The following is a 24555-nucleotide window of genomic DNA, read 5'->3' on the forward strand; positions in this document are numbered from 1 at the left end:
GCGGGCAGTCGCCACGAGGAACAGACCATGCGCCGCCTCCGCCCCGTTCGCCTGCTGTGCACCGCCCTCCTGCTCGCCGCATCCTCCGCCGCGCTCGCCCAGCAGGCGCCGCCGCTGCAGGAGCAGATGACCGCCGACGAGTTCCGCGCCGCCGGCCTCGACAAGCTGAGCCCGGCCGAACTCGCCGCCCTCAATACCTGGCTGCAGCGGCGGGTGGGCGAGGAGACCGCGGCCGCGGCCGAGCAGGCGCGAGAGGAAGGTCGGCAGGAAGTGGTGCAGCGCAACCGCGGCTTCTTCCACTTCGGTTCCGAGGAGCCCATCGAAAGCGCCATCGCCGGCGAGTTCCGCGGCTTCGGCAAGGGCCGCCGCTACACGCTCGAGAACGGCCAAGTCTGGGAGCAGACCGACAGCGCCACCCTGGCCGGCGTGCGCCGCAGCGACGTCAAGGTCCGCATCCGCCCGGGCTTCATGGGCGCGTGGTGGATGCAGGTGGAGGGCTACAACACCACCGCCAAGGTGCAGCGGGTGGAGTGACGCCGAACGCAGGACAGCCACCGCGCGCTCGCGAGGCGGCTGTCCTGCATGGCGACTGGATCAGATCCAGATGCAGTTCCCGAAGTCGTCGCACACCGCAACGCGGTGCCACGTGCCGCCGAAGCATTGGAAGATCGCCCCTCCGGGGCGGGGGAAGTTGCTCACGTACTCCTGCGCGCCTTCGTTCGCTGCGTTGCAGGGCGTGGCCGGAACCGCGGACGCACTGCCCACGAAACCCAGCGACAACGCCAACAGAGCGGCCCTGATCGATTGCTTCTTCATCGTGATCTCTCCTTGAGTTCGATGATGCCCAGCCGCCCGTGCAGTCCTGCAGGGTGCGCGGGGGCGGCGTCCACGCCACCCGGCGCGTTCTAACCTAGCACCCAACACGCGCTGGAGACGATACCGCCATCACGCCGTCGGCAGCCGGTCTGCCGGGTGGGTACGCCGCACGTATGCCGGGTCTCCGGGGTCCCACCACCCCGGCGCCGGATCGGACGGCGCCTCCCGGCAGCAGGTCCGCGCAGCACGTGGCGTGCTTCTTGAACGGGACGTCGCCGCAGTTGCCGAAACCCCTGCGCGACCGTGCCGCCGCGCGCAGTTCCACGTCGTGCCGGAAGGCCATGGCACGAGCGGCTCGGCATCACCAGTAGATGCACTCCGCGCCGCTCTCGTAGAAGCAGCGCTTGATCGGTATCCACGTGCCTCCCGTGCACAGGAAGACCTCGTAGTAACGGGGATACACCACGTTCTGATGCTCGCCCTCCGTCTCCGCCGTGCAGGGCATGGCCGGCGGCCCGGCAGCCAGTGCGGCGGCGGCGGGCAAGGCCGAGAGCGCGAGCGTGCAAGCCAATGCGATGATCTTCATGGTTCCCTCCGATCGTTTTACGGGCCCGAAAGGCAGCGCGCCGCGCATCCGGCGCCGGTGCCGCGTCGCCCGCGCGCCGGCAAGACGACGCGGGTCTGACCACGCTAGCACGCTGCGGACGCGGCCATCGGCGCCGACGGTCACGGTTTTCGGCGGCGGTTCCCCGGTCAGGCGCGCAGCCGCGACAGCGCGGCCGCGAGCCGCTTCGGCGACACCTGGCCGCGGACCCCGAGTTCCTGCGCGTGCAGCGAGACGCGCAGTTCCTCGATGTCCTGCCGGAACGCGCGCCACTCGGGGGCGTCCGCGCGGCCAGCCGCTTCGGCCTCGCGCAACGCATCCACGAACGGCTTGAGTTCCAGCATCCGCTGCTGGTCGCGCAACGGATCGCGCAGCGCGCGCTCGGCGCGCAGCGAAAGCGCCTTGAGATAGCGCGGCATCTGCGCCAGCAACGCCTCCGGCGCCTGCCGCAGGAAGCCCGGCGGCGCCAGCGCATCCAGGTGCGCGCGCATGTCGTCGAGGTTGCCGCGCGCCCAGCCCATCAGTCCGCCCTCCAGGCGGCCGCGGATCTCGGCGACACGGTCGAGGACCTCCTCGGCCAGGGCCAGCCGGCGGGTCGCCTCGGCGAACAGCGCGCGCGAGATCGCCTCGCGGCGGGCGGCGAAGGCGTCGGCATCGCGGATCGCCTCCAGGCCGTCGGCCGCCAGCGCCTCGAAGGCGCCCTCGACCAGGTCGGTCCGCAGCGGGTCGCCGCCGCGCTCGACGTCTGCGCGCGGCGCGCCGGCCTCGATCGCCGCGTACAGCAGGCCGGTCTTCGACGGCACCGGCAATTGCTTGCGCGCCTGCCGCAGCTTCGGCTCCAGCGCCAGGCGCAGCAGGCGCCGCACCCCGCGCGCGTGGCGCCTGGCGGCCTCGGACGCGTCCGGATAGACCGCCAGCGACACGCTGTCGCCGTCGTCGTCCAGGGCGGGATAGGCGACGATCCCGCCCGCGCCCGGCACCGAGACCGGCACCGGCCGCTGCGGGAACGCGGTCAGCCCGGACTGCGCCAGCCCCTCGGCGGCGCGCTCGGCGAAGGCGGCGTCCGCCTCGGCGCCGAAGCGCGCGCGCAGCGCCTCCATGTCCCGCGATTCGGCGAGCACGGTGCGGCCGTCGGCAGCGAACAGGCGCAGGTTCATGCGCAGGTGCGGTTCGAGCGCGGCCTCGTCGAAGTCGGTCGCGGCGATCTCCACGCCGGTCAGCCGCCGCAGGAAGCGGGCCAGCGCGCTGGTCAGCGCATCGGCCTCCGGCTCGCGATGCGCCTGCGCGAAGGCGCGGGCGAAGTCCGGAGCGGGCACGAAATTGCGGCGCAGCGCCTTCGGCAGGCCGCGGATCAGCGCCGCCGCCTTGTCCTCGACGAAGCCCGGCGCCAGCCACGACAGCCGCGACGGGTCGAGCGCGTTGAGCAGGTGCAGCGGCAGGCGCAGGGTCATGCCGTCGTCCGGCGCGCCGGGCTCGAAGCGATAGACCACCTCCAGCCGCGCGTTGCCCACCGCGAACACAGGCGGAAAGCGCGCCGCGTCGCTCTCCTCGCCCATCAGCAGGTCGTCCCGCGTCCATTCCAGCGCGCGGCGCTCGGCCTCGGACGCGCGCCGGCACCAGGCGTCGAGCGCGCGCGCATCGACGATGCCGGCGGGAATGCGGTCGTGATACCACTGCGCCATCCAGGATTCGTCGACCACCAGGCCGGCACGGCGCTGCTTGGCCTCCTCCTCGCGCGCCTGCGCCAGCACGGCCAGGTTGCGCGCCAGGAACGGCGCGCGCAGGTCGATCTCGCCGGCGACCAGGCCGTCGCGCAGGAACAGCGCGCGCGCTTGCTCGGGATACAGCCGGCCGTAGTCCACCGGCCGCTTCGGCGCCAGCACCAGCCCGAACAGGCCGATCTGCTCGCTGCCGATCACCCGCCCCTGCGCGCGCGACCAGCGCGGGTCGTAGTGGCGGCGCGCCAGCAGGTGCGGCAGCTCGGCGATCGCCCAGTCCGGCTCGATCGCGGCGTTGGTCAGCGCCCAGACTCGCTCGGTGTCGAGCAGGTTGGCCGACAGCACCCACGGCGGCGGCTTGCGTGCCAGCGCGGAGCCCGGAAACAGCTGGAAGCGCCGCCCGCGCGGTCCTTCGTACTGGCCGCGGTCGCCACGCTGGCCGAGCTGGGTCGGCAGACCCGCGATCAGCGCCCGGTGCAGCGCGGCGTAGGCGCGCGCGGCCGCGCCGCCCTGCTCAGGCGCCGCCTCGGCCGGTCGCTCCGACCAGCCCAGCTCCTCGCACTGCAGCTTCAACTGGCGGTGCAGCTCGCGCCATTCGCGCATGCGCAGGAAACCGAGGAAGTGCTTGTCGCACCAGCGCCGCAATTGCGACTGCGTCGATTCCTCGTGCGCGACACGGTACGCCTCCCACAGCTTGAGGATGCCGACGAACTCCGATCGCGGATCGGCGAACAGCGCATGCGCGTTGTCGGCGGCGGCGCGCTGGTCGGCCGGGCGCTCGCGCGGGTCCTGGATGCCCAGGAACGCCGCGATCGCCAGCATCTCGCGCAGGCAGCCGTGGGCCTGCGCGGCCACCAGCATCCGCGCCAGCTTGACGTCCACCGGCAGCCGCGCCATCGCCCGGCCGATGTCGGTGAGGCGGCGCTCGCCGTCCACGGCGCCCAGCTCGGCCAGTTGCTGCCAGCCGTCGGCGACCGCGCGCGCATCGGGCGGCTCGACGAACGGGAAGTCCTCGATCAGCCGCGGATTCGCCGGCGCGTCGGGCGTCCGGCCGCGCCGGCGCCCGCCGCCGCGACCGGCGGCCTCGCCCAGCCCCAGCGACAGCATGCGCAGGATCACCCCGGCCAGCGCCGCGCGGCGGATCTCCGGGTCGGTATAGGCCGGGCGCGCGAGGAAATCGGCCTCGTCGTACAGGCGGATGCAGGTACCGGGCGCGATGCGGCCGCAGCGGCCCTTGCGCTGGTCCGCGGCGGCCTGCGAGATCGGCTCCACGTGCAGCCGGTCGAGCTTCTGCCGCGGGCTGTAGCGCTTGACCCGCGCCAGGCCGGGATCGACCACGTAGTGGATGCGCGGCACGGTCAGCGAGGTCTCGGCGACGTTGGTCGCCAGCACGATCCGGCGCGACGGGCCCGGATTGAACACCCGGTCCTGGTCGCGCGCCGACAGCCGCGCGTACAGCGGCAGCACCTCGGTGTGGCGGTACTTGCGCCGCTCCAGCGCCTGGTGCGCATCGCGGATCTCGCGCTCGCCGGGCAGGAACACCAGCACGTCGCCGGTGCCGCGCTCGCGCATGATCTCGTCGCAGGCGGCGACGATCCCGTCGAGCACCGAGACCGGACCGTCCTCCGCCGCCTCGCCTCCGGCGCCGCCGAGCGCGCCGCCCAGGGGCCGCCAGCGCACCTCGACCGGGTACCCGCGCCCTTCCACGTTCACCACTGGCGCATCGCCGAAGTGCCGCGAAAAGCGCTCGGTGTCGATCGTCGCCGAGGTCACGATCACCTTCAGGTCGCGCCGCTTCTCCAGCAGCCGCTTGAGGTAGCCCAGCAGGAAGTCGATGTTGAGGCTGCGCTCGTGGGCCTCGTCGATGATGAGGGTGTCGTAGGCCGACAGCCAGCGGTCGGAGGCGATCTCGGCCAGCAGGATGCCATCGGTCATGAACTTCACCGCGGTGCGCTCGCCGACCTGATCGTTGAAGCGCACCTGGAAGCCGACCAGCCCGCCCAGCGGGGTCTGCAGCTCCTCCGCCACGCGACGGGCCACCGCGCGCGCGGCGATGCGCCGCGGCTGGGTGCAGCCGATCGTGCCGGCGGCGCCGCGCCCGGCGGCCAGGCAGAGCTTGGGCAGCTGCGTGGTCTTGCCCGAGCCGGTCTCGCCGGCGATCACCACCACCGGGTGCTCGCGGATCAGCGCGACGATGCGCTCGGCCTCGGCGGCGATGGGCAGCGCCGGGTCCACCTGCGGGCACGGCAGCGCCGCGGCGCGCGCCTCGCGCGCGGCGACCGAGGCGGCCAGGGCGGCCTCGAACGCCTCCCGCGCGGCGGCGTCGCCGGGCCGCGCGCGCCACTGCGACCACAGACCATGAAGGCGGCCGCGATCGCGCGACAAGGCGCCGTCGATCGCGCGGCGCGCCCGCGCCTGCGCCTCGTCGGGGCGGACGCGTTGCTGGGGACGCTCGGGTTGGAGTGGGGTGTTCATCGCCGCTTGCAATCGCGTCCTGCCAGTCACATGTACGCTACGAAGGCCACATTATCGTGGTCGCAGCCCAGACAACGAACGGAGCCGCCCATGGCCAAGAGCAAGACCCCCAAGCAGAAGTCCGCCGCCGCGCCCGCCAAGGCGGGCAAGTCCGGCAAGTCCGGCAAGTCCGCGGACCGGTCGCCGCAGCCGGTCGCCTCGCCGGCGCCCGAATCGTCGGCACCGGCCATCGATATCGGCATTCCCGACCAGGATCGCAAGAAGATCGCGCAGAGCCTGTCGGTGTTCCTGGCCGACGCCTACACCCTCTACCTCAAGACCCACAACTTCCACTGGAACGTGACCGGGCCGATGTTCAACGCCCTGCACAACATGTTCGAGGAACAGTACACCGAGCAGTGGAACGCGCTGGACGACATCGCCGAGCGCATCCGCGCCCTGGGCTACAACGCGCCGGGCTCGTACGCGGAATTCATCGCCCTGTCCTCGATCAAGGAGGAGCCGGGCCTGGAGACCGCGCCGGACTGGCGGGAGATGGTGCGCCAGCTGGTCCAGGGCAACGAGGCCGTGTGCCGCAGCGCGCGCGAGGCCATCGAGATCGCCGACGACGGCGACGACGAGCCGACCGAGGATCTGCTGATCCAGCGCCTGCAGACCCACGAGAAGTACGCCTGGATGCTGCGCTCGCTGCTGCAGTGATGCGGTCGCGGCCGGGGCGCGATGCTCCGGTCGCCTCGACGCCCCGCGCGCCGACCGGCCGCGGGGCGTCGCGTTTTCGCAACGCCGCGCGGACGCGGCGGCTCGCGTCCCGCCACCGGCGCGGATTCCGGCGCGACGGCGGCGTCGGGTCCGACCGGCGCATGCACCCCGGCGCGCTCGCGCCGCCGGGCGCCGGGCTCCCGATCCCCGGGGCTGCGACGCGTCGGCGGTATCCTAGTCGCATGCTCTCCCCCTCTCCAGCCGACGCGCACGAGATCCTGCAGCGCGTCTTCGGCCACGCCGACTTCCGCGGCGAGCAGGCCGCCATCGTCGAGCACGTGGCCGCCGGCCGCGACGCTCTGGTGCTCATGCCCACCGGCGGCGGCAAGTCGCTGTGCTACCAGGTGCCCGCGCTGCTGCGCGAGGGCACCGGCGTAGTGGTCTCGCCGCTGATCGCGCTGATGCAGGACCAGGTGGAGGCGCTGCGCCAGCTCGGCGTGCGCGCGGCCTATCTCAACTCGACCCTGGACGCGGAGGAAGCGCAGGCGGTCGAGCGCGCGCTGCGCGACGGCGAGCTGGACCTGCTGTACGTGGCGCCCGAGCGGCTGCTCACGCCGCGCTTCCTGTCGCTGCTCGACCGCGCCCGGATCGCGCTGTTCGCCATCGACGAGGCGCACTGCGTCTCGCAATGGGGGCACGATTTCCGCCCCGAGTACCGCGAGCTGACCGTGCTGCACGAGCGCTGGCCGGACGTGCCGCGCATCGCGCTGACCGCCACCGCCGATCCGCCGACCCAGCGCGAGATCGCCGAGCGTCTGCAGCTGGGCGAGGCGCGTCGCTTCGTCAGCTCGTTCGATCGCCCCAACATCCGCTACGGCGTGGTGCAGAAGGACAACGCGCGACGCCAGTTGCTGGACTTCGTCGGCAGCCACCGCGGCGAGGCGGGCATCGTCTACTGCCTGTCGCGGCGCAAGGTGGAGGAGACCGCCGAGTACCTGGCCGGCCACGGCATCGACGCCGTGCCCTACCACGCCGGGCTCGATGCGCGCCTGCGCGCGGCGCACCAGCGCCGCTTCCTGCGCGAGGACGGCGTGGTGGTGGTGGCCACCATCGCCTTCGGCATGGGCATCGACAAGCCCGACGTCCGCTTCGTCGCCCACATCGACCTGCCCAAGTCCATCGAGGGCTACTACCAGGAGACCGGCCGCGCCGGCCGCGACGGCGAGCCCGCCGAGGCGTGGATGTGCTACGGCCTGGGCGACCTGGTGCTGCTGCGGCAGATGATCGAGCAGTCGGATTCGGGCGAGGAGCGCAAGCGGCTGGAGCACCGCAAGCTCGACGCCCTGGTCGGCTACGCCGAGAGCATGCGCTGCCGGCGCCAGGTGCTGCTGGCCAACTTCGGCGAGGACTATCCCAGGCCCTGCGGCAACTGCGACAACTGCCTGCAGCCGCCGGAGAGCTGGGATGCGACGGTGGCCGCGCAGAAGGCGCTCAGCGCCGTGTTCCGCAGCGGCCAGCGCTTCGGCGCCGCCCATGTGATCGACATCCTGCGCGGCGCCGACAACGAGAAGATCCGCCAGTTCGGCCACGACCGGCTGAGCACCTACGGCGTCGGCGGGGAACTCGACGCGCGCGCCTGGCGCGGCGTGTTCCGCCAGCTGGTCGCCCACGGACTGCTGGCGGTGGACGCCGAAGGCTATGGTGCGCTGCGCCTGACCGAGGCCAGCCGCGCGGTGCTGCGCGGCGAGCAGGCGGTGCAGTTGCGCAAGCTGGCGCCCGCCTGTCGCGAGCGCGCGGCCTCCGGCGCGCGGCCGGCCGCGGCGGCGGATCTGGACCCGGCCGACCGGCCGCTGTTCGAGGCCCTGCGCACGCTGCGCGCGCGCCTGGCGCGCGAGCAGAACGTGCCTGCCTACGTCATCTTCCACGACGCCACCCTGCGCGAGATCGCCCGCCAGCGCCCGGAAGACCTGCACGCCCTGGGCCGCATCGGCGGCATCGGCGCCGGCAAGCTGGAACGCTACGGCGAGCTGGTGATCGACGCCGTGCGCGAGACCGCCGCCGCATGTCGTCCCTTCTCCCGCAAGCGGGCGCATGTCGTCCCTTCTCCCGCAAGCGGGCGCACATCGTCCCTTCTCCCGCGCAGCGCCGGATGAGGGCGGCTTTCCCTGCGGCGCGCCCCCATCCGCCTTCGGCACCTTCCCCCGCTTGCGGGGGAAGAAAAAAGCTGGATGCTCCCCGCTTGCGGGGGAAGGGAAAAAACAGAATGCCCCCCGCTTGCGGGGGAAGGAAAACGAGATGCCCTCCGCTTGCGGAGGAAGCAGGCCGACGTCGATACCGCCTAGAGGCGCTGCACCGCCAGCACCACGCCGAGGCGGCGGGTGCGGCGGATCACGTCGGCCAGGTGCTTGCGGTCGCGCACTTCGATGGAGAAGCGGATCGCGGCGACGTTGCTGTCACGCTCCAGGTACTCGACGCCCTCGATGTTGGAATCGACCTCGGCGATCGCCGCGGCCACCTGCGCCAGCACGCCCGGCCGGTTCTCGACCTCGATGCGCAGCGCCACGTTGAAGTCGCCGGACACCTCGCGGTCCCACCCGATATCGACCCAGCGCTCGGGGGACTTGCGGTATTCGGCGACGTTGGGACAGTCCAGGCGATGGACCACGATGCCCTTGCCGGCGGTGTGGTAGCCCATGATCTCGTCGCCGGGGATCGGCAGGCAGCAGTTGGCGAAGGCGATCACGCCGCGCTCGTTGCCGGTGATCAGGATCTTCTCGCCGTGGCGCGCGCCGTCGCGCTCGCCCTCGCCGGCCGCGGTCTGCGCCAGCGCGTGGGCGACCTGCACCGGCATGCGGTTGCCCAGCGCGATGTCGGCCAGCAGCGACTCCAGCCGCGGATAGCGCAGCTCGCCCAAGTAGCCCTCCAGCCGCGCGGCCGGGATGCGTTCCAGCGAACTGCCCAGGTCCTCCAGCGCGCGGTCGAGCATGCGGTGCCCCAGCTGCACGGCGTCCTCGTGCTCGAGCTGCTTGAGCTGCTGGCGGATCGCGGTGCGCGCCTTGCTGGTGGCCACGAACTCCAGCCACTGCGGCTTGGGCAGGGCCGAGGGCGCGGTGATGATCTCGGCCTGCTGCCCGCTCGCCAGGCGCGTGCGCAGCGGCACCAGCTTGCGGTCCACGCGCGCGGCCACCGCGTGGTTGCCGACGTCGGTATGCACGGCGTAGGCGAAATCGAGCGCGGTGGCGTTGCGGGGCAGCGAGAGGATGTCGCCCTTGGGCGTGAACAGGTAGACCTCGTCCGGGAACAGATCGACCTTGACGTTCTCCAGGAACTCCAGCGAGGAGCCGGTGGCGCGCTGCGACTCCAGCAGGCTGGTGATCCACGAGTGCGCGCGGGTCTGCGCGCTGGTGGGGCTGCCGCCGTGCTTGTAGGCCCAGTGCGCGGCGATCCCGCGCTCGGCGATCAGGTCCATGTCCTCGGTGCGGATCTGCACCTCGATCGGCGAGCCGTAGGGGCCGAACAGCACCGTGTGCAGCGATTGGTAGCCGTTGGCCTTGGGGATGGCGATGAAATCGCGGAAGCGCCCGTCCAGCGGCTTGTACACCGAGTGCGCGACGCCCAGCGCGTGGTAGCAGTCGGCCACGGTGCGCACGATGATGCGGAAGCCGAACACGTCCATGACGCGGTCGAAGGTCTTCCCCTCGTTCTGCATCTTGTTGTAGATGCTCCACGGCGACTTGACCCGGCTCACCAGGCGGTACTGCAGGCCCTCGTTGGTCAACCGCTGCGCAAGCTGCGCCTCGATCGTCGACATCGCCTCGCGCCGCACCAGCGGCTGGGCGCGGATGCGCTTCTGCAGCACCGAGTGCCGCATCGGGTGCAGCGCCTTGAAGCCGAGATCCTGCAGCTCGGCCTTGATCAGGTTCATGCCCAGCCGCTGCGCGATCGGCGCGTAGATCTCCAGCGTCTCGCGGGCGATGCGCTCGCGCGCCTCGACCGACTGCGCGCCCAGGGTGCGCATGTTGTGCAGGCGGTCGGCGAGCTTGATCAGGATCACGCGCAGGTCGCGCGCCATCGCCAGCATCATCTTGCGGAAGCTCTCGGCGGCGGCCTCCTGGCGGCTGCTGAACTGCAGCTTGTCCAGCTTGGTCACGCCCTCGACCAGGCCGGCGACCTGCTCGCCGAACTGGCTGGCCAGTTCCTCGGCGGTGAGCGAGGTGTCCTCGATGGTGTCGTGCAGGATCGCGGCGACCAGGGTTTCCAGGTCCACCTTCTGCTCGGCCAGCACCCCGGCCACCGCCACCGGGTGGGTGATGTAGGGCTCGCCCGACTTGCGCGTCTGCCCGGCATGCGCCTGCGCGCCCACCGCCCAGGCCCGGCGCAGCACCTGCCGCTGGTCCTCGGACAGGTAGGAAGTCGCCCGCTCCAGCGCGCGCATGTACTCCGGGACGGCGTCGTCGGAGGGCACCGGAACGAGCGCGGTGTCGGTGGGCGCGTGCGGGGTCATCGCCAGAGCCTAGGCGAAAAACCGCGCGATGGGGAGGCGTCGCCGCGGGCACGAACGCGAACGGCCCCGCACAGGCGGGGCCGTCCTCGCAGGCTGGCGCACGGGCGCCGGACGCGAACGCTAGAGGTCGTCGCCCTTGGACAGATCGTCATCGGCCACCACCTCGGCCGCGGCCCACTCCAGCGCCTCGCGCTCCTTGCGCTCGCGCTCGGCCTTGTCCACGGCCTCGATGTAGTCGTTGTCGATCCGGCGCGCGGCGATCTCGCGCAGGGCCAGCACGGTCGGCTTGTCGTCGGTCTCGCTGTTGTCCAGCTGCGGCTCGACGCCGTTGGCCAGCTGGCGCGCGCGCTTGGCGGCCATCATGACCAGTTCGAAACGGTTGTCGACCACCTGCAGGCAGTCTTCCACGGTGATGCGGGCCATCGGGGCTCCCGGCGGCCTCGGGGCCGCTCGCTAGAAGAAGGGAAGGACCGGCGAGTCTAGGCCAGACGCACCGGGTTGAGCAAGTCGCATCCTTTGCAATCAAGCACTTGCGACAGGGGCGCTTCAGGGTTCGGCCAGCAGCGCCTCGATCAGCGCCCGGTGCCGGATCGCCTGCAGCGGCCGCCGCAGGCGGCTGGCCGCGAAGACCGCGCACAGCTCGCCCACCGCGGTGTCGAAGTCCTCGTTGACCACCACGTAGTCGAACTCGTCGTAGTGCGACATCTCCTCGCGCGCGGCGTCCAGGCGCCGGCGCATGACCTCCTCGCTGTCCTGGCCGCGGCGGCGCATGCGCTCCTCAAGCGCGGCGCGCGAGGGCGGCAGGATGAACACGCTGACCGCCTCGGGCACCTTCTCGCGCACCTGCCGCGCGCCCTGCCAGTCGATCTCCAGCAGCACGTCGTGCCCGGCCGCCAGCTGCGGCTCCACCGACTGCCGCGCGGTGCCCTTCCAGTCGCCGTGCACCTGCGCGTACTCGAAGAACTCGCCGGCGCGGATCATCGCCTGGAACTCCTCGGCGCTGACGAAGTGGTAGTGCTCGGCATGGCGCTCGCCCGGCCGCGGCGGCCGCGAGGTGAACGAGATCGACAGCCGGATCGACGCATCGCGCGCCAGGCAGGCGTTGACCAGGCTGGACTTGCCGGCCCCCGAGGGCGCGGCGACGATGAACAGCGTGCCGCGGCCCGGGCCGGGCGCCGGGAGTGAGGATGCGGGAGTGGACAAAGCGGGGGCCCGGTCGTCGCTCAGCGGGTTGGCCATCGTAGTTGCTTCCGCGGGTTCCCGGCCCGGGGCGCCGATCCCCATGCCAGGCTATTCAATGTTCTGCACCTGCTCGCGGATCTGGTCGATCAGCACCTTCAGCTCCACCGCGGCCTGCGAGGTACGGCGGTCGACCGACTTCGAGCCCAGGGTGTTGGCCTCGCGGTTGAACTCCTGCAGCAGGAAGTCCAGGCGGCGCCCGACCGGCTCGCGCTGGGCGAGCACCCGGCCGATCTCCTCGATGTGGCTGTCGAGGCGGTCGAGCTCCTCGTCGATGTCGAGCTTCTGCAGCGACAGCACCAGTTCCTGTTCCAGCCGCCCCGGATCGAGCGGCTGCGGCAGCTCGGCCAGCCGCGCCTCCAGCCGCGCGCGCTGTCCCTCGCGGATCCGCGGCACCAGCGCGCGCACCTCGCCGGCGATGCGGGCGATGCCGTCGACCCGCTCGGCGATGGCGGTGCGCAGCTTGCCGCCCTCGCGCTCGCGCGCGGCGACGAAGTCGTCGAGCACCGCGTCGAGCAGCGCCAGCGCCGCGGCCTGCATCGCCTCCGGATCGACCGCGCGCGCCTGCAGCACGCCCGGCACCTGCAGCAGCTCGGCCAGGCCGGTGTTGAGCCTCGGGAAACGCCCCTCCAGCGAGGCCGCCAGCGCCGCCAGCCGGTCGAGGACGGGCTGGTTGAGTTCCAGCGCGCCGGCGCCCTCGCCGTTGCGCAGGCGCAGGGTCAGGTCGGCCTTGCCGCGCGACAGCCTGGCCGCGACCCGCTCGCGCAGCAGCGGCTCCAGCGCGCGCAGCTCGTCGGGCATGCGCACCGCCAGTTCCAGGTAGCGGTGGTTGACCGCGCGCAGCTCGCAGCCGAGCGTGCCCCAGGGCGTGGCGCGCTCGCCGGAGGCGAAGGCGGTCATGCTTCGGATCATGCGCGAGCGTCGGTTCCGGCGGGCGGGCAGTATGCCATCGCCGCGGCCGCCCCGGGGCGCGGCCGCGCCCCTGCTAGACTCTCCCGCCGCCCAGGTCCCCCATCGCCATGCAAGACATCGCCCGCCCGAGCGGACGCCGCCCCGACCAGCTCCGCGAGGTCCGCATCGAACGCGGCCACACCCGCCACGCGGAGGGCTCGGTGCTGATCGCCTTCGGCCAGACCCGGGTGCTGTGCACCGCCAGCGTCGAGAACCGGGTGCCCGCCTTCCTGCGCGGCAAGGGCGAGGGCTGGGTGACCGCCGAGTACGGCATGCTGCCGCGCGCGACCCATACCCGCAGCGACCGCGAGGCCGCGCGCGGCAAGCAGGGCGGGCGCACCCTGGAGATCCAGCGCCTGATCGGCCGCAGCCTGCGCGCCTGCGTGGACCGCGCGGCGCTCGGCGAGCGCACCATCACCCTGGACTGCGACGTGCTGCAGGCCGACGGCGGCACCCGCACCGCGGCCATCACCGGCGCCTACGTCGCCCTGGCCGACGCCACCCGCTGGCTGCTGGCCAGGCGCGAGATCAAGCGCGACCCGCTGTTCGGCGCGGTCGCCGCGGTCTCGGTCGGGCTGTGGCGCGGGGTGCCGGTGCTCGACCTCGACTACGCCGAGGACAGCGCCTGCGACACCGACATGAACATCGTCATGAACGACGGCGGCGGCTTCATCGAACTGCAGGGCACCGCCGAGGGCCATGCCTTCCGCCGCGACGAGCTCGACGCCCTGCTCGGCCTGGCCGAGCGCGGCATCGGCGAGCTGCTCGCCGCGCAGCGCGCGGCGCTGGACGGATGAGCGCGCTGCCCGGCCCCGGCACCCTGGTGCTGGCCAGCGGCAACGCCGGCAAGCTGCGGGAACTGGGCGCGCTGCTGGCCGGCCTGCCCTACCGCATCGTGCCGCAGCGCGAGCTGGGGGTGGAGGACGCGGCCGAAACCGGCCTGACCTTCGTCGAGAACGCGCTGCTCAAGGCGCGCCACGCCAGCGCCGCGACCGGCTTGCCGGCGCTGGCCGACGATTCCGGCCTGATCGTCGATGCGCTCGACGGCGCGCCGGGGCTGTACAGCGCCCGCTACGCCGGCAGCCCGACCGACGATGCCGCCAACAACGCCAAGCTGCTCGCGGCCCTGCGCGGCGTGCCCGAGGCGCGGCGCTCGGCGCGCTTCTACGCGGTCATCGTATTGCTGCGCCATGCCGAGGACCCGCAGCCGCTGATCGCCGAGGGCACCTGGGAGGGCCGCATCGTCGAGACCCCGCGCGGCGCCAACGGCTTCGGCTACAACCCGGTGTTCCTCGACCCCGCGCACGGCCTGACCGCGGCGGAGATGGACCCCACGTTGAAGGACCACATCAGCCATCGCGCCATCGCCCTGCAGCGGCTGCGCGAGCGGCTGTCGGCCGAACGCGGCGCCTGAACGCGCCGGCCGCCGAACGGCGTTCGCGCGCGGGCGCGCTCCTACAATAGGGCGGTGCTGATCCCCCCGCCCCTGTCGCTGTACGTCCACCTGCCGTGGTGCGTGCGCAAGTGCCCGTACTGCGACTTCAACTCGCACCAGGCGCGCGGCACGCCGCCCTACGCCGCCTACGTGGACGCGCTGCTGGCCGATCTCGACCACGACCTACCGCTGGCCTGGGGCCGCACCGTGCACTCGGTGTTCTTCGGCGGCGGCACCCCCAGCCTGTTCCCGGCCGCCGAGATCGACCGCTTCCTGCAGGGCGCCTCGGCGCGGCTGCGCTTCGCGCCCGGCCTGGAGATCACCCTCGAGGCCAATCCCGGCACCGCCGAGCACGGCCGCTTCGAAGACTACCGCGCCGCCGGCGTCAACCGCATCAGCTTTGGAATCCAGAGCTTCGACGATGGCTGCCTGCGCCGGCTGGGCCGCATCCACGACGCCGCCGAGGCCGAGCGCGCGGTGAAACTGGCGCAGGACGCCGGGCTGGACAACCTCAACCTCGACCTGATGTACGCGCTGCCCGGCCAGGACCTGGCGATGGCCGAGGCCGACGTCGCGCGCGCCGTGGCGCTGGCGCCGGCGCACATCTCCCACTACCAGCTCACCCTGGAACCCAACACCGTCTTCGCCGCGCGCCCGCCCGGCGGGCTGCCCGACGAGGACGGCGCCTGGGACATGCAGGAGCGTTGCCAGGCGGCGCTCGCCGCGGCCGGCTACGCCCAGTACGAGGTCTCCGCCTACGCGCGCGCGGGCCGGCAGTGCGCGCACAACCTCAACTACTGGCGCTTCGGCGACTACCTGGGCATCGGCGCCGGCGCGCACGGCAAGATCAGCCTCGGCCACGACCGCTCGATCCTGCGGCGCTGGAAACAGCGCCATCCCACCGCCTGGCTGGCCGCGGCCGGCACCGCGCAGGCGATCGGCGGCGACGATTTCGTGCCGCCCGCGCGGCGGCCGTTCGAGTACGTGCTCAACGCGCTGCGGCTCACCGAGGGCTTCCGGCTGCAGGACTTCGAGGCGCGGACCGGCCTGCCGCGCACCGCCATCGAGCGACCGCTGCGCGAGGCCATCGCGCGCGGCTGGCTGGAAGCGAGGGCCGAGCGCATACTTCCGACCGCGCTCGGAAGCCGCTTCGGCAACGACGTCATCGAGCTGTTCATGGAAGACGACGCCTGATCGATGCACGCCCCTTCTGCCGACCCCGCCCCGCCCGATCCCTCCCGCCCCGGCCCGCCGGGCGCGCAGCGCCTGGCGACGGCGCCGCTGCCGGCGCGCGTGCGTCGGGTGCTCGAACGGACCCTGCGCACCGCCGAGGCGGAGCTGGATCGCGGCCTGATCCGCACGCTCGACGTCTTCGAGCGCGACCTGCTGCGGCTGACCGAGCTGGCGCGCGCGCCCGCCGCGCAATCCGCGCATGCCGCCGCGCTGCGCGAGCTCCGGCTGGATCGCGCCGGGCTGATCCCGCGCTTCCTGCGCGCGCTGGAAGCCGGACTCGCGGCGATCCGCACGCCGCCGCCCGCACCGGCCGCCGCGCCGCGCGAGGTCAGCTTCCGCAACCTCAGCCTGGTCGAGGTGGAAGAGACCGACGAGGTCACCGTGCTGCGCGAGATCGCCGCGCGCCAGGAGCGCCGCGCCGCCCTGCCCCTGCACCTGCTCGGGCACCGCTTCGGCGTGCTGGCCGGCCAGCCCGCCTTCGACGCCGCCCGCCTGCCGCTGGGCCCGCACGCGCTGTGCCGCGACCTGCGCGAGGCCGTCGCGCCGCTCGGTCTGGGCCACGAGGCGCGCCTGCTGCTCTACCGCGGCTTCGAGCGCGAAGTGATGAGCGGCTACCCGCAATTGCTGGAACGCGTCAACGAGCAGTTGATCGCCGACGGCATCCTGCCGGCGCTCACCTTCGTCCCGATCCGCGCGCGGCCGACGCCGCGACCGCGCGACGCGGAGGGAGACCGCCCGCAGGAGCGCGCCGCCGGCGGCCGGGCGCACACGGCCTGGTTCGGCCAGCCCGCCGCCGGCGCAGTGGCCGATGGCGCGGCCGGCGCGCTGGCCCTGCTGCGGCAGTTGCTGGCCGCCCGGCGCCCTGCCGCGGGCGCCGGCGCCGCGCCCGGCGGCGGCGCCGGCGCTGCGCGCATGCTGACCACCCCGGAGCTGCTGGACGCGTTGCGCGCGCTGCAGCCGCGACGCGAGGCCACCGGCGCCGCGGGCATCGGCGAGCTCCGCCGCGACATCCTGGCGCAGGCCGCCGACGGCGGCGCCCCGGCCGCGCTCTCGCCCGAGGATGGCGACACCTTCGCGCTGCTGGAACTGCTCTACGCCTGGCTGGAACGCGAGCTGCGGCGCGACGCGCCCACCGCGGACCTGATCCGCCGCCTGCAACTGCCGCTGCTGCGCATGTCGCTGCAAGACCGCGCCGCGCTGCTGCGCGCAGACCACCCCGCGCGCCGGCTGCTCGACACGGTGGCCGAGAGCGCCGCGCGCTGGTTGCCGCCCGGCGAACTGGACCCGCACCTGATCGGGCCGCTGCAGCGCGCGGTGGCCGAGGTGGGGGCCGAACGCGACCAGGACCCGGCGGTCTTCGAGCGCGCGCAGGCGCGGCTGCACGCCGACCTGCAGGCGCAGGCGCGCCGCGCCGCCGCCGCCGAGCGCCGCCACGTGGAGGCCGCCCGCGGCAAGGAGAAGCTGGAGATCGCCAGGCGTCGCGCCGAGGCGGTCGTCGCCGCGCAGACCGAAGGCCAGCGGCTGCCGCCGCTGGTGCGGACGCTGCTGTCGCAGGCCTGGAGCGACGTGTTGACCCTGACCCTGCTGCGGCAGGGCGAGGACTCCGCGACCTGGCGCGCGCAGTTGGCGGCGACCCGCCGCATCGTCGCCCGTGGCGCCACCGGCGCCGCCGACGAGGCGCTGGCCGCCGACGTCGAGGCCGCGCTCGGCCAGGTCGGCTACCACGACGAAGAGGCCCGCGCCATCGCCGCGCTCCTGGCCGGTCGCGACGACGCCGACGCCGCCGCGCGCACGGAGATCGCCCTGGCGCTGGCGGCGCGTGCCCGCCTGGGCGAGGAACGCGCCGTGCAGGCGCCGCCCACGGAAAGCGGGGCCGATCTCACGCCGGAGGAACGGACGCAGTACGAACGCCTACTTGCGCTGCCGGCCGGCGCCTGGATCGACTTCGATGTCGGCCCGGACGGCGCGGTGGCACGGCGGCGACTGTCCTGGTTCAGTCCCGAGACCGGCCATGCGCTGCTGGTCAACCAGCGCGGCCAGCGGGTGGCCGAGCCCACGCTCCACGCCCTCGCGCGGCAGCTCGCGCGCGGCGAGGCCCGGGTGGTCGAGGCTTCGCGCGGCCTGCCGGTGGACCGCGCCTGGGAAGCGGCGCTGAAGGCGCTGCGCGAACAGAGCGGCGACGAGGCGCCCCGCGCATGACCGCCCCCGCCGGCTCCGAATACCGCCGCGCGCCCAGGCGCCAGGTCGCCGGGCTGATCGAGGTGATCGACGCCATGACCGAGCAACGCCTGGGCCGCATCGGCAACCTGTCCGAGACCGGCATGCTGCTGATCGCCGGCGTGCCGCTGGTGGAGGACGCGCTGTACCAGCTCCGGTTCGCCCTGCCGCCCGCCACGCCGGGCGCCTCCCCGCGCGCGCTCGAGCTGGGCGCGCAGCTGCTGTGGAGCGCGGCGGCCGGCGCGCCCGGCCAGGTCTGGGCCGGGTTGCGCTTCATCGCCCTGGACGAGGCGCAGGCGCGCGCCCTGCGCGAGTGGGTGCGCGCCACCGGCTGAGCGCGGGGCCGCCGGCAGCCGCGTGGCGAATGCGTGACAATGGGCGCTCACTCGTCCCACAGGCGCCCGCGCTCCGATGACCGCAGACACCGCTTCCCTCTACGCCGACCACCTCGCCACCCTGCAGCGCCGCACCGCCGTCGCCCTGGAACGCGGCGGCTTCGACACCCTGGTCGTGCCGAGCGGCACGCCGCACCGGCAGGTGTTCGACGACCGCGACTATCCCTACGCGGCCAACCCGCAGTTCAAGGCCTGGGTGCCGCTGACCCGCAATCCGGGCAGCTGGCTGGTGGCCACGCCGGGCGAGCGGCCGAGGCTGATCTACCTGCAGCCGTTCGACTACTGGCACGTGGTGCCGGAGGCGCCGGCGGGGATCTGGGTCGAGCACTTCGACGTGACCGTCGTGCGCAGCGCCGAGGAGGCCCTGCAGCACCTGCCCCGGGACGCGTCGCGCTGCGCGATCCTCGGCGAGGCGCAGAGCGCGCTGGGCGATTTCGTGCCGAACAACCCGGAGCCGGTGCTGGCCTACCTGGACTACCACCGCGCCTACAAGACGCCCTACGAGATCGAGATGATCCGCGAGGCCACCGTGCGCGGCGTGCGCGCGCACCGCGCCGCCGAGCGCGCGTTCCGCGCCGGCGCCTCCGAGTTCGGCATCCACCTGGCCTACTGCCAGGCCGCCGGACAGGACGCGCACGACCTGCCCTACGACAACATCGTCGCCCTGAACCAGCACGGCGCGGTGCTGCACTACACCCAGCTCGACCGCGTGCCGCCGAAGCCGCTGCGCAGCCTGCTGGTGGACGCGGGCGCCGCCCACGCCGGCTACGCCTGCGACATCACCCGCACCCATGCGTTCGAGGAAGGCGGCGAGTTCCAGGCCCTGATCGAGGCCGTGGACCGCGTGCAGCAGGACCTCAACGACCGCTTCCGCGCCGGCACCGATTATCGCCAGGTGCATCTCGACGCCCACCTCGCCCTGGCCGGCGTGCTGCGCGAGGCCGGAGTGATCCGCATGCAGCCGGAATCGGCGCTGGAATCGGGCGTCAGCGCCAAGTTCTTCCCGCACGGCATCGGCCACGGCATCGGCCTGCAGGTCCACGACGTGGGCGGCTTCGCGGCCTCCGACGCCGGCGGCACCATCCCCAAGCCCGACGGCCACCCCTACCTGCGCCTGACCCGCACCCTCGAGCCCGGCATGGTGGTGACCAACGAGCCCGGCATCTACTTCGCCGACCTGCTGATGCAGGAACTGCGCGAGAGCGAGCACGCCGGCGAGATCGACTGGGACCGCGTCGAGGCCCTGCGCCCCTACGGCGGCATCCGCATCGAGGACGACCTGGTCGTCGCCGAGGACGGCGCCCCGCGCAATCTCACCCGCGAGGAGTTCGCGCGCAGCGCCGGCTGACCCCGCGCTCGCGACGGCGGCGCGCGCTGTGCGCCGCCGTCAGCGCGCGGCCATGAACGCCTCGATCTCCTCCGCGCTGCGCGGCAGTCCTTCGGTGAGCACTTCATGGCCGTCGCGGGTGATCGCCACGTCGTCCTCGATGCGGATGCCGATCCCCCGCCACGCCGCCGGCACGCCCCGCGCGTCCGGCGGGATGTAGAGCCCGGGCTCGACGGTGAACACCATGCCCGGCTCCAGCACCCGCGACTGGCCGTCGATGCGGTAGTCGCCGACGTCGTGCACGTCCAGGCCGAGCCAGTGCCCGGTCTTGTGCGGATAGAAGCGCTTGTAGTCGCCTCCGGCGATCAGCCGCGCCGGCCGGCCCTTCAGCAGCCCCAGGCGCACCAGCCCCTCGGTGAGCACGGCGACCGCGGCATCGTGGAGGGCGGCGTAGGCCACGCCCGGCCGCGCCTGCGCGATCGCCGCCGCATGCGCCGCCAGCACCAGGTCGTGCAGGGCGCGCTGCTCCGGGCCGAAGCGGCCGTTGGCCGGGAAGGTCCGGGTGATGTCGGCGGCGTAGCCGCGGTATTCGGCGCCGGCGTCGATCAGCACCAGGTCGCCATCGGCCACCTGCGCGCGATTGGCGCGATAGTGCAGCACGCAGCCGTTGGCGCCGGCGCCCACGATGCTCTCGTAGGCCGGCACCGCATCGTGGCGCCGGAACACCCGCTCCAGCTCGGCCTGCAGCTCGTATTCGTGCATCCCCGGGCGCACCGCGCGCATCGCCGCGGCGTGCGCCTCCATGCTGATCCGCGCCGCGCGCTTCATCAGCCGCAGTTCCTCGCGCGACTTGAACAGCCGCATCTCGTCGAGCAGGTGGCCCAGTTCCAGGAACTCGTGCGGTGGCTGCGCGCCCAGCCGCACCTGCGCGCGCACGCGGTTGAGCCAGCCGATCAGCTTGAGGTCGAATTCGGTGTCGCGGCCGAAGTGGTAGTAGACGCGGGTGCGGCCTTCCAGCAGGCCCGGCAGGATCTCGTCGAGATCGTCGATCGGATAGGCATCGTCCATGCCGAATCCATCCACCGCGCCCTCCGGCCCCGCGCGCGGCCCGTCCCAGGCCTCGCGCTCCGGGTCGCGCTCGCGGCAGAACAGGAGGCTCTCGCCGTGCGCGCGCCCAGGCACCAGCACCAGCACCGCATCGGGCTCCTCGAAGCCGGTGAGATACCAGAGATCCGAGTCCTGGCGGTACGGATAGTGGGTGTCGCGGCTGCGCACGCGCTCGGGCGCGGCGGGCAGGACCAGGATGGCGTCGGGCCCGGCCATGCGCATCAGCTGGCGGCGGCGCCGCGCATAGGTCGCGGCGGGGATTCCGGCATGGGCGCTCATGCGATCGGCGGTCCTCAGTTCAGGCTCTGGCGGTGGCGGCGCCCGAGCGCGCAGTCGCCGTGCAGCAGCAATGCCGCGACGCGCACGAACTCCTCGATCTCCGCCAGCGCGTTCTCATCCTCGTCGTCGCCGCCGTCCTGCGGCGCGGCCGCGGCGAGCTTGGCCAGGTCGCCGAGCGCCTCCCGGCCCTCTTCCGACAGCCCCGGCGCCTCGCCGGCCGCCAGACCGAACGCGCCCAGGAAGCCGCGGCACCACTCGAACAGCGCCGCGCTGCGCTGGTACAGCGTGGCGTCGGCGTCTGGCAGCAGCAGCGCGAAGCCGAAACTGCGGTCCTCCAGCTGCGCCGCGGTCGCCGCCCGCAGCGCCTGCAGGGTGTCGTCGGCTTCCGCCGACTCGGCATCGGCCAGGAGCCGGCCCAGCCAGCCGGGCGCCTGGTCGCCGCCGCCGGCCAGCCAGCCGCTCACGGCGCCGTGCAGCTCCGCCGGCGTCGTCGCCAGGCCGAGCCGCCGGATCGAGTCCTCGACGGCCTCGGGCGCGGGAAGGGATTCGTCGGTCACGGCATCGCTCCGCGGTGGGCGCCACAGTCTAGGGCGTGCGCCGCGCGAGCGCATGCGGCCTTCCATGCGCTCGCGCGACCGGAGGCGACCGGCGCGGTGCGGCGCTCCCGCCCGGCACCGGGCGCCGCACGCCGCCTTGACCGGGTTCCGGCGGCTGCCTATCGTGCCGCCATGGACCCGCCCGATCCCGTCGCCCAGCTGCGCGCCCTCGCCGGTCGTCTCGAGACGCTGGTGGAGCGCATCCAGCGGCTCACCGAGGAAAACCGCAGCCTGCGGCAGCAGCAGGAGCAGCTCGCCAGCGAACGCGCGCAGCTGCTGGCCAAGAACGAGCAGGCGCGGTCGCGGGTCGAGGCGATGATCGCGCGCCTGAAATCGCTGGAACAGCACACGTGAGCACCGAGCCGGTCTCGATTCGCGTGCTTGACCGCGAGTACACCGTCGGCGTGTCCGCCGACGCGCGCGATGCGCTGCTGGCCGCCGCGCGCGTGCTCGACGGCAAGATGCGCGAGGTGCGCGGCAGCAACCGCATGGCCGCGGTCGATCGCGTGGCCGTACTGGCGGCGCTCAACCTGGCCTACGAACTGCAGGAGCTGCGCGCCCTACACGAGACGCGCGAGCGCGAATTGCGCAGCGTGCTCGACCGGCTCGAGCGCCGTCTCGACAGCCTCGACTGAACCTCGCGTCGGCGCGTCCTGAACGTCCCCTGCCGGCGCCGACCGGCGGACGTGCGCGACGGCGAACGCGCGCTATACTCCCCCTCGCGTCCTCTGCTGTGTCGACGGCGCGCGCAAACATTCGCCTTGTCCCTTAATGACGACCTCGGGGACGTGACGGAATCCGGGTGTGCAAGTCCGCCCCGTGCGGAAAGCCCGATGGATCCCAAGCGTTCCCACTTGAACCCCGGGTTCAAGGTCGTTTCGCGCGCATCGTCATGGCGGAGGACGTATTGATTTCCGGCGCGGGCGCGGCGGAAGCCCGGCCAGCGCCGCGGCTTCCGCCGCGCCCGCGCCGCATCCGCACCCGGCTTCGCGCCGCATGCGGGGTTCCGCGCCCCGGCGCACTCGTCCAGAATGCGCGCATGTCCGATTCCTCGAGCCCGCCCACGTCCGCCGAGCGCGCCGCGCTGCGGCGCTCGCTGCGCGACCGCCGCAAGGCGCTGTCGGCGCCGGAGCGCATCGCCGCCGCCGAGCGCGTCGCCGAACGGCTGCTGGCGCTCCCGTTCGCGCCGCAGCAGGGCTACGTCGCCGGCTACTGGGCGATGGACGGCGAGGTCGCCCTGCACGTCTGGCAGCTGCGCCTGCCGCGCGGCGTCGTCTACTGCCTGCCCGTCCTGCACGACGACGGCCGCATGCGCTTCGCGCCGTGGCGGCCCGGCGACCCGCTGGCCGCCAACCGCTACGGCATTCCCGAGCCGCAATCCGGGCCGGGCGCGCTGCTCGCGGCCGGCGACATGACGCTCGTGGTGACGCCGCTGGTCGGCTTCGACCGCAGCGGGCGCCGGCTGGGCATGGGCGCCGGCTGGTACGATCGCACTTTCGCCGACCGCCTCGACGCGGCGCCGCCGCCGTGGCTGGTGGGCGCCGCGCATGCCGTCCAGGAAGTCGAGGCCCTGCCCGAAGCGCCGTGGGACGTGCCCATGGACGCGATCTGCACCGAATCCGAAACCCTGATGCCCGCCGCCGCATGACCGCACGCAAGCGCTACTGGCTCATGAAGTCGGAGCCGACCGACTTTTCCATCGACGATCTCGAGCGCGTCGGCACCGAACCCTGGACCGGCGTGCGCAACTACCAGGCGCGCAACTTCATGCGCAACGGCATGCAGGTCGGCGACGGGGTCCTGTTCTACCACTCCAACACGAAGGTGCCGGGCATCTACGGCATCGCCGAGGTCGCCTCGCCGGCGTACCCGGACCCGACCCAGTTCGATCCCCGCTCCAAGTACCACGATGCCCAGGCCACGCGCGAGGAACCGCGCTGGTTCCTGGTCGACGTGCGCTTCGTGCGCCGCCTCGAGCGCCCCATCCCGCTCGACCTCATCCGCACCCGCGCCGACGATCTCGGCGAGGAGTTCGCGTTGATCCGCAAAGGCAGCCGGCTCTCGGTGCTGCCCGTGACGCCCGCGCAGTGGAAGATCCTGCTCGCGCTGGAAAAGGCCTGACATGTCCGAAAGCAAGCGCCTGGCCGGCGAGAAGGCCATCGAGTTCGTCGAGGACGGCAGCGTCGTCGGCGTCGGCACCGGTTCCACCGTGGCCTACTTCATCGACGCCCTGGCGCGCATCCGCGACCGCATCGAGGGCGCGGTCTCCAGTTCGGAGCAGAGCACGCAGCGGCTGAAGGCCCACGGCATCCCCGTGCTCGATCTCAACGCCGCCGGCCCGCTGCCGCTCTACGTGGACGGCGCCGACGAGTGCGATCCGCACAAGCGCCTCATCAAGGGCGGCGGCGCCGCCCTGACCCGCGAGAAGATCATCGCCGAGGCCAGCGAGCGCTTCGTCTGCATCATCGATCCCGCCAAGCAGGTGCCGGTGCTGGGCCGTTTCCCGCTGCCGATCGAGGTGATCCCGATGGCGCGCAGCCTGGTCGCCCGGCAGGTGCTGGCGCAGACCGGCGGCCAGCCGGTCTGGCGCGAGGGCGTGACCACCGACAACGGCAACTGGGTGCTCGACGTCCACGGGCTGGAGATCGTCGACCCGGTCGCGACCGAGCGCGCCCTCAACCAGATTCCCGGCGTCGTCAGCGTCGGTCTGTTCGCGCGCCGCCCCGCCGACGTCGTGATCGTCGGCACCGAGCCGCCGACGGTGCTCTGAGCCCGTCGAGGCAGCACCCACTCGTCCGCACCGGACGAGCGATCGGTACGCCACTTTGCACTTTCTTCTCCCGCGCTCGCGGGGGAAGGCGTCCGCGTGGGCGCGTGAGCGGGCTCGATCGCGCGCTGCCGAGTTTCTCCAGCGCTGAGTTGACGGGAGGCAAAGAAAAACCCCCCGCCTATCGGCGGGG

At 73.2% G+C, this 24555-nt stretch carries 22 protein-coding genes, 1 other RNA gene and 1 pseudogene; 15 read left to right on the plus strand and 9 right to left on the minus strand.

All coding sequences use genetic code 11. The features are described from left to right. Positions 1-27: 27 nt before the first annotated feature. Complete coding sequence (locus tag Z164_RS0114190; RefSeq protein ID WP_024891347.1) at positions 28-534, plus strand: hypothetical protein; 507 nt, start codon at positions 28-30, stop codon at positions 532-534. A gap of 60 nt (positions 535-594) precedes the next feature. On the opposite strand, the gene Z164_RS0114195 is transcribed toward Z164_RS0114190, so the two are convergent. The 3 genes from Z164_RS0114195 to hrpA form a co-directional block, all read right to left on the minus strand. Beyond that, on the minus strand, positions 595-816 hold the full coding sequence (locus tag Z164_RS0114195) for a hypothetical protein (RefSeq protein ID WP_024891348.1): 222 nt from the start codon (positions 814-816) through the stop codon (positions 595-597). Positions 817-1177: 361 nt separating this feature from the next. After that, positions 1178-1402 (minus strand): hypothetical protein, encoded by a 225-nt coding sequence (locus Z164_RS0114200; protein WP_024891349.1) that lies wholly within the window; start codon positions 1400-1402, stop codon positions 1178-1180. Between the two features lie 167 nt (positions 1403-1569). After that, on the minus strand, positions 1570-5613 hold the full coding sequence (hrpA, locus tag Z164_RS0114205) for an ATP-dependent RNA helicase HrpA (RefSeq protein ID WP_024891350.1): 4044 nt from the start codon (positions 5611-5613) through the stop codon (positions 1570-1572). A gap of 90 nt (positions 5614-5703) precedes the next feature. Here hrpA and Z164_RS0114210 point away from each other — a divergent pair, with 90 nt between their 5' ends. Together Z164_RS0114210 and recQ are read left to right on the plus strand one after the other, a co-directional pair. Further along, positions 5704-6312, plus strand: a complete 609-nt coding sequence (locus tag Z164_RS0114210; RefSeq protein ID WP_024891351.1) for a ferritin-like domain-containing protein — start codon at positions 5704-5706, stop codon at positions 6310-6312. Positions 6313-6554: 242 nt separating this feature from the next. Continuing rightward, positions 6555-8363 (plus strand): annotated as a pseudogene (gene recQ / locus Z164_RS0114215) (DNA helicase RecQ); the annotation flags it as partial. Positions 8364-8650: 287 nt separating this feature from the next. Here recQ and Z164_RS0114220 read toward each other — a convergent pair. From Z164_RS0114220 to Z164_RS0114235, 4 genes are all read right to left on the minus strand, one after another. Next, positions 8651-10816, minus strand: coding sequence for a RelA/SpoT family protein (locus tag Z164_RS0114220; RefSeq protein ID WP_024891353.1), 2166 nt, complete (start codon positions 10814-10816; stop codon positions 8651-8653). 120 nt (positions 10817-10936) lie between these two features. Continuing rightward, on the minus strand, positions 10937-11239 hold the full coding sequence (rpoZ, locus tag Z164_RS0114225; RefSeq protein ID WP_024891354.1) for a DNA-directed RNA polymerase subunit omega: 303 nt from the start codon (positions 11237-11239) through the stop codon (positions 10937-10939). Positions 11240-11362: 123 nt separating this feature from the next. Next, positions 11363-12055, minus strand: coding sequence for a guanylate kinase (gmk, locus tag Z164_RS0114230; protein WP_024891355.1), 693 nt, complete (start codon positions 12053-12055; stop codon positions 11363-11365). A 51-nt stretch (positions 12056-12106) separates the two neighbouring features. Further along, entirely contained in the window at positions 12107-12967 is an 861-nt protein-coding gene (locus tag Z164_RS0114235; RefSeq protein WP_024891356.1) for a YicC/YloC family endoribonuclease, read from the minus strand. 107 nt (positions 12968-13074) lie between these two features. Between Z164_RS0114235 and rph the strand changes: the two genes are divergently transcribed. The 6 genes from rph to pepQ all read left to right on the plus strand — a co-directional run bounded on the left by rph (position 13075) and on the right by pepQ (position 19634). Next, positions 13075-13803, plus strand: coding sequence for a ribonuclease PH (gene rph / locus Z164_RS0114240; RefSeq protein WP_024891357.1), 729 nt, complete (start codon positions 13075-13077; stop codon positions 13801-13803). After that, positions 13800-14420 (plus strand): RdgB/HAM1 family non-canonical purine NTP pyrophosphatase, encoded by a 621-nt coding sequence (rdgB, locus tag Z164_RS0114245; RefSeq protein ID WP_024891358.1) that lies wholly within the window; start codon positions 13800-13802, stop codon positions 14418-14420. The genes rph and rdgB overlap by 4 nt, the downstream gene beginning before the upstream one ends. Before the next feature lie 54 nt (positions 14421-14474). Continuing rightward, entirely contained in the window at positions 14475-15635 is a 1161-nt protein-coding gene (gene hemW / locus Z164_RS0114250; protein WP_024891359.1) for a radical SAM family heme chaperone HemW, read from the plus strand. Between the two features lie 3 nt (positions 15636-15638). After that, positions 15639-17873, plus strand: a complete 2235-nt coding sequence (locus Z164_RS0114255; protein WP_024891360.1) for a DUF1631 family protein — start codon at positions 15639-15641, stop codon at positions 17871-17873. Beyond that, the gene (locus Z164_RS0114260) at positions 17870-18226 is read left to right on the plus strand and encodes a PilZ domain-containing protein (protein WP_024891361.1); all 357 of its coding nucleotides are present in this window, start codon (positions 17870-17872) and stop codon (positions 18224-18226) included. The genes Z164_RS0114255 and Z164_RS0114260 overlap by 4 nt, the downstream gene beginning before the upstream one ends. Before the next feature lie 76 nt (positions 18227-18302). Beyond that, a complete protein-coding gene (pepQ, locus tag Z164_RS0114265) occupies positions 18303-19634 on the plus strand; it encodes a Xaa-Pro dipeptidase (protein WP_024891362.1) in 1332 nt (443 codons plus the stop codon). A gap of 39 nt (positions 19635-19673) precedes the next feature. Here the strand turns inward: pepQ and pepP are convergent, their stop codons facing one another. Beyond that, positions 19674-20999 (minus strand): Xaa-Pro aminopeptidase, encoded by a 1326-nt coding sequence (gene pepP / locus Z164_RS0114270; protein WP_024891363.1) that lies wholly within the window; start codon positions 20997-20999, stop codon positions 19674-19676. A 14-nt stretch (positions 21000-21013) separates the two neighbouring features. Beyond that, a complete protein-coding gene (locus Z164_RS0114275) occupies positions 21014-21556 on the minus strand; it encodes a UPF0149 family protein (protein ID WP_024891364.1) in 543 nt (180 codons plus the stop codon). A 171-nt stretch (positions 21557-21727) separates the two neighbouring features. Between Z164_RS0114275 and Z164_RS0114280 the strand changes: the two genes are divergently transcribed. The 6 genes from Z164_RS0114280 to rpiA all read left to right on the plus strand — a co-directional run bounded on the left by Z164_RS0114280 (position 21728) and on the right by rpiA (position 24365). Next, positions 21728-21949 (plus strand): TIGR02449 family protein, encoded by a 222-nt coding sequence (locus tag Z164_RS0114280; protein ID WP_024891365.1) that lies wholly within the window; start codon positions 21728-21730, stop codon positions 21947-21949. Continuing rightward, on the plus strand, positions 21946-22230 hold the full coding sequence (locus tag Z164_RS20660) for a cell division protein ZapA (RefSeq protein WP_043690179.1): 285 nt from the start codon (positions 21946-21948) through the stop codon (positions 22228-22230). Before Z164_RS0114280 ends, Z164_RS20660 begins: the two co-directional genes overlap by 4 nt. 87 nt (positions 22231-22317) lie before the next feature. Beyond that, positions 22318-22501: non-coding RNA, 6S RNA (gene ssrS / locus Z164_RS22005), on the plus strand. Between the two features lie 133 nt (positions 22502-22634). Then, positions 22635-23243: a 5-formyltetrahydrofolate cyclo-ligase gene (locus Z164_RS0114290; RefSeq protein ID WP_024891366.1), complete on the plus strand. Its 609-nt coding sequence runs from the start codon at positions 22635-22637 to the stop codon at positions 23241-23243. Continuing rightward, a complete protein-coding gene (locus Z164_RS0114295) occupies positions 23240-23716 on the plus strand; it encodes an EVE domain-containing protein (protein ID WP_024891367.1) in 477 nt (158 codons plus the stop codon). The genes Z164_RS0114290 and Z164_RS0114295 overlap by 4 nt, the downstream gene beginning before the upstream one ends. 1 nt (position 23717) lies before the next feature. After that, entirely contained in the window at positions 23718-24365 is a 648-nt protein-coding gene (rpiA, locus tag Z164_RS0114300; RefSeq protein WP_024891368.1) for a ribose-5-phosphate isomerase RpiA, read from the plus strand. Positions 24366-24555: the final 190 nt, after the last annotated feature.

Source organism: Luteimonas huabeiensis HB2 (assembly GCF_000559025.1).
Taxonomy (GTDB): Bacteria; Pseudomonadota; Gammaproteobacteria; order Xanthomonadales; family Xanthomonadaceae; genus Luteimonas; species Luteimonas huabeiensis.

Excerpts from the sequence above, each read along its gene's own strand:
- Z164_RS0114190 (WP_024891347.1), top strand. The coding sequence starts at position 28 with ATGCGCCGCCTCCGCCCCGTTCGCCTGCTGTGCACCGCCCTCCTGCTC.
- Z164_RS0114195 (WP_024891348.1), bottom strand. The coding sequence starts at position 816 with ATGAAGAAGCAATCGATCAGGGCCGCTCTGTTGGCGTTGTCGCTGGGT.
- Z164_RS0114200 (WP_024891349.1), bottom strand. The coding sequence starts at position 1,402 with ATGAAGATCATCGCATTGGCTTGCACGCTCGCGCTCTCGGCCTTGCCC.
- hrpA (WP_024891350.1), bottom strand. The coding sequence starts at position 5,613 with ATGAACACCCCACTCCAACCCGAGCGTCCCCAGCAACGCGTCCGCCCC.
- Z164_RS0114210 (WP_024891351.1), top strand. The coding sequence starts at position 5,704 with ATGGCCAAGAGCAAGACCCCCAAGCAGAAGTCCGCCGCCGCGCCCGCC.
- Z164_RS0114220 (WP_024891353.1), bottom strand. The coding sequence starts at position 10,816 with ATGACCCCGCACGCGCCCACCGACACCGCGCTCGTTCCGGTGCCCTCC.
- rpoZ (WP_024891354.1), bottom strand. The coding sequence starts at position 11,239 with ATGGCCCGCATCACCGTGGAAGACTGCCTGCAGGTGGTCGACAACCGT.
- gmk (WP_024891355.1), bottom strand. The coding sequence starts at position 12,055 with ATGGCCAACCCGCTGAGCGACGACCGGGCCCCCGCTTTGTCCACTCCC.
- Z164_RS0114235 (WP_024891356.1), bottom strand. The coding sequence starts at position 12,967 with ATGATCCGAAGCATGACCGCCTTCGCCTCCGGCGAGCGCGCCACGCCC.
- rph (WP_024891357.1), top strand. The coding sequence starts at position 13,075 with ATGCAAGACATCGCCCGCCCGAGCGGACGCCGCCCCGACCAGCTCCGC.
- rdgB (WP_024891358.1), top strand. The coding sequence starts at position 13,800 with ATGAGCGCGCTGCCCGGCCCCGGCACCCTGGTGCTGGCCAGCGGCAAC.
- Z164_RS0114255 (WP_024891360.1), top strand. The coding sequence starts at position 15,639 with ATGCACGCCCCTTCTGCCGACCCCGCCCCGCCCGATCCCTCCCGCCCC.
- Z164_RS0114260 (WP_024891361.1), top strand. The coding sequence starts at position 17,870 with ATGACCGCCCCCGCCGGCTCCGAATACCGCCGCGCGCCCAGGCGCCAG.
- pepQ (WP_024891362.1), top strand. The coding sequence starts at position 18,303 with ATGACCGCAGACACCGCTTCCCTCTACGCCGACCACCTCGCCACCCTG.
- pepP (WP_024891363.1), bottom strand. The coding sequence starts at position 20,999 with ATGAGCGCCCATGCCGGAATCCCCGCCGCGACCTATGCGCGGCGCCGC.
- Z164_RS0114280 (WP_024891365.1), top strand. The coding sequence starts at position 21,728 with ATGGACCCGCCCGATCCCGTCGCCCAGCTGCGCGCCCTCGCCGGTCGT.
- Z164_RS0114290 (WP_024891366.1), top strand. The coding sequence starts at position 22,635 with ATGTCCGATTCCTCGAGCCCGCCCACGTCCGCCGAGCGCGCCGCGCTG.
- Z164_RS0114295 (WP_024891367.1), top strand. The coding sequence starts at position 23,240 with ATGACCGCACGCAAGCGCTACTGGCTCATGAAGTCGGAGCCGACCGAC.
- rpiA (WP_024891368.1), top strand. The coding sequence starts at position 23,718 with ATGTCCGAAAGCAAGCGCCTGGCCGGCGAGAAGGCCATCGAGTTCGTC.